Consider the following 3569-nt stretch of genomic DNA (forward strand, 5'->3'; position numbering starts at 1 on the left):
GCGCCGACGCCACCAGGCCCGAGCCCGCCGCAGCCACTACCAACGCCAAGCCACCCAGCAGCCATAAAGATCACATCTCCGGCTGGAGTATTAGGCCGTACTTCCGGGCCAATGGTTGAACCCGTTGTGCCAAGTCGTCCACAGTGATCAGGTCGCGGCGTTCGGCGTCGGCGATGACTCCACCGATGTGCCCGCCGTCGGCACCGGCGTGCAGCAGGTCGGTGATGGTGCGCATGGCTGTGGTGACGGGCAGGCCGTCGACTGTGGTGATCTCTGTCGCTGCGACCTGCGCGGTACGCAGGCGGACGAACGGCTCGGTCGTGGTCCGCCGGCGCGGGACACTGATCTCTACTTCTGGGGCGGGGATGTCTCCGAGGTCCAGTAGCTGGCAGGCGGAAGCGTGGGAAACGACGCCCGAATCCGGGTCACCGACGGGCCGATCCCACAGGAATTTCTTGGGCTGCAGGCGCAGCCAGGCGACCTTCACCTCCAGGTGGGGCGGTACGCCTGCGGCGGTAAGCAGGTAGACGCCGCGGCCCACGCTCGACAGGAGGCCGGCTTCTGTCAGCCGCAGCAGTTGCACCCCGTTGACGCCCAGCTCCTTGGCTTGCGCGGCCGTCACCAAGCCCCATTGATCTGCGGCGGCTCCAGAGAGAGCAGCCACCTGCTCCGCACGGTTCATGCAGAGATAGTTACACAGAATCGCAGAGTTAGTTACCCCTTGGATGTAAAAAACTCTGCAGCAGAACCATCGGAGACGTAATTTTCTCTGCACGACCTGCTCGGAGAGCTGAGTGTACGGGCCTCCGAGCATCGGTTCAGCAGCCCACGTGGCCTTTGGCAGGCCGCGGCGATGTCGCGAAGGCGGAGGTCGGGGTCCCGGGCGATGGCCAGCAGCACACGTGCGTGGTTGGTGAGAAAGCCCCAGCTTCTGGCCTGCCGGTCCACGACGTGTCCTCCGTCTCGCTCTGCCCTGGCGGCCATACCCGATCGAACACCCTGAACGGCCAGATCCCCAGCTCGACGGACTGCTGCCTGGCTGCCCGAGCTGGGCATCTGATCACCCCCGCTCAACGTCGTCGGCTCAGGGTCGCTGACCAATCGCTTACGGGCGATCGCCACCGACGGCGGCTGCAGCTGGGGAGGTCAGCGCATTGCGTCGGCACACTGGCATCGGAGCCGACTCGCGGGCTTCAGCCGGCATCGGGGATTGTGGAGGGGGATGCCCATTCAGCGGAGGGAGCGACCAGTGACCAAGCCCGGCGGGGGCCGGGTCCTGCCCCTCCCGAGGGGTATCTGCCTGCTACCCCTGTTTCTGCTCGTCCTCGGCGTCGTCCTGGATCTGCTCACGCCTCGGGACGTCAGTGCTGCGGCGTTCTTCTCGGCGGCTCCGGTTGTCGCCGCGCCGCTGCTGTCGTTGCACGGGACCGTGCTGGTCGGGATGGCCGCGTGCGCCGCCGATCTGGCCGTGCTCGCGCACTTCGGCCTGCTCACGGATCGGGGCGCCTACAGCGACTGGGTCTCGGTCGCCACGATGGCTGCCCTCGCCGTCTTCCTGAACCGTCTGCTGCACCGCCGCGAGATGCGGCTGCGGTCGGTGAGGGGCATCGCCGCTGCCGTGCAACGGGCCGTGCTGCCGCAGCCACCGTCGCACGTGGGGCCACTGCGCATCGCCGCACGCTATGAGGCCGCCCAGACAGACGCGCAGCTCGGTGGGGACCTGTACGCGGTGCAGGACACACCGTACGGGGTGCGCTGCCTGATCGGCGACGTCCGCGGCAAAGGCGTGGGTGCGGTCAAGACGGTCAGCGTGGTGCTGGGCGCCTTCCGCGAAGGAGCGCAGCGGGCGCCCACACTGACCGGGCTCGCGGAGTGGATCGAACAGACCCTGCTCCGGGAAGCCGCACAGCGGCAGGAGCCGGACCAGGGCGAGGACTTCACCACCGCTGTGCTGACCGAGATCCCACGGCCGGGTGATCGGGTACGGCTGGTCAACCGCGGGCACCCGGCACCGCTGCTCCTGGTGGAGGGCGCAGTACGCCAGCTGGAGCCCTCCCGGCCCGCTCTGCCCCTGGGCCTGGCACTGGTGGACGCCGGCATCAGCCCGGTCGACACCGTGGCGTTCCCTCGAGGAGCCAGCCTGCTGCTGTACACCGACGGCGTCACCGAGGCCCGGGACATCAGCGGCACCTTCTACAACGCCGGCGAACGGCTCGCCGGCCGACGCCCCCGTACCCCGGACGAGCTCCTCGCCACCATCGTCGACGACGTCCACCGGCACACCCGCGATCAGATCACCGACGACATGGCCCTGCTCGCCCTCACTCGTCCTACCGACATCATGAGGTGAGCCCCCTCGGTTCCGCGGCGCTCGCCCGAACACAGGCGTTCCTAATACTCCAGCAGTACTTCGTGCCTTGACCTGAGGAAACGTGGAGCGGTGGGAGTGTAGCGGGCAGGATGCCGTCACGGACGGCTTCTGCCCACACACCGCTCGAAGGAGTGCCCACGACGGCGGTAGTGGCAGCGGCGGGCCACCGCTTGGCGTCGTCGGCGTCAGTGCGACCAGCTCAACGCATGGGTGAGGGTGTGAAGGTCTCGGGGTGTGTGAGCTGCCAGGAGTCGCCGCACTTCCGCCACGGTGAGCTCGATGACCACGGCATCCTCACCGATGGATCCCCTTTTTCGGCTGCTCGCGCGCTCATCGCCGCAAGGAAGGTGTGGGCGAGCATGGCCAAGGTGATGTGTCGATACCAGCCGACGTAGCGGCGGACTTCGTGCTCGTCCAGGCCGCACTCGTTCTTCGCTGCCTGGAAACACTCCTCGATCGCCCAACGGGCGCCAGCCACGCGCACCAGTTCGTCCACTCCGACATCCAGCGGTGCGTAGCCGAGGTAGTAGGCGATCTCGTCCGGCCGGGTCAAGCTGCGCCGTGCCAGCGCCCACCGTCGACGGATCAACACACCGTCCTGGTGGTCGTACTCGACCACTGGGCGCAACTGGACTGCCGCCCAGTCGTACTCGCGCTGCCCCTTCGCGCCCGCGCCACAGGAACGGCGTTCCCATGCCTGGTCGGGGGCCTGCTCGAAGGCCCTGTCGATGCGTGGGCCGGCCAGGGAGAACTGGGACTTCGGGACGGCCAGGACATAGCCGGCGCCGGATGTTTCCAGCATCCGGCGGAAGCGGTTGTCCTGTCCATAAGCGGCGTCCGCCGTGACCCAGGCGATCGGCAGCGGCGAGGCCAGCGTCCTGCGGACGATCGTCGTTGCGAGGGTGTTCTTGGTGGCGAACTCCCGCTGATCGGGGACTTTGACCGCGCGGCAGCGGCCGCGGTCGTCGGTCCAGGACTTGGGCAGGTAGAGCTCGCGGTCCACCAGGGCGCGGCCGGCTGTGCTGGCATAGGCGGCGAAGACGCCGATCTGGCAGTTCTCTGTGCGGCCGGGGGCTTGTATTTCAATTACTGCTTGCTCAGGCGGAGTTGATGGGATGGTGGACCATGAGTGTGCGCCCGCCTGTCGCGGTGTTACGGGCCAAGTTCGATCGGATCCTGCCGCATCTCGATGAACGCC

Annotated in this window: 3 protein-coding genes and 1 pseudogene; 1 reads left to right on the plus strand and 3 read right to left on the minus strand. The window is 67.8% G+C overall.

Translation table 11 applies throughout. From position 1 onward, the window contains the following. Positions 1 to 70: 70 nt before the first annotated feature. Together AB0N14_RS39630 and AB0N14_RS39635 are read right to left on the minus strand one after the other, a co-directional pair. Positions 71 to 682 (minus strand): type IV toxin-antitoxin system AbiEi family antitoxin domain-containing protein, encoded by a 612-nt coding sequence (locus AB0N14_RS39630; protein WP_366030541.1) that lies wholly within the window; start codon positions 680 to 682, stop codon positions 71 to 73. A 161-nt stretch (positions 683 to 843) separates the two neighbouring features. Next, a pseudogene (locus AB0N14_RS39635) lies at positions 844 to 984 on the minus strand (AsnC family transcriptional regulator); the annotation flags it as partial. A 265-nt stretch (positions 985 to 1249) separates the two neighbouring features. On the opposite strand from AB0N14_RS39635, the gene AB0N14_RS39640 reads away from it, so the two are divergent. Then, complete coding sequence (locus tag AB0N14_RS39640) at positions 1250 to 2350, plus strand: PP2C family protein-serine/threonine phosphatase (protein WP_366030542.1); 1101 nt, start codon at positions 1250 to 1252, stop codon at positions 2348 to 2350. A 220-nt stretch (positions 2351 to 2570) separates the two neighbouring features. Here AB0N14_RS39640 and AB0N14_RS39645 read toward each other — a convergent pair. Continuing rightward, on the minus strand, positions 2571 to 3569 hold a 999-nt coding region (locus AB0N14_RS39645; RefSeq protein ID WP_366030543.1), incomplete at its 5' end, for an IS701 family transposase.

The sequence above is a fragment of the Streptomyces sp. NPDC051104 genome (assembly GCF_040682835.1).
GTDB classification, from domain to species: domain Bacteria; phylum Actinomycetota; class Actinomycetes; order Streptomycetales; family Streptomycetaceae; genus Streptomyces; species Streptomyces cynarae.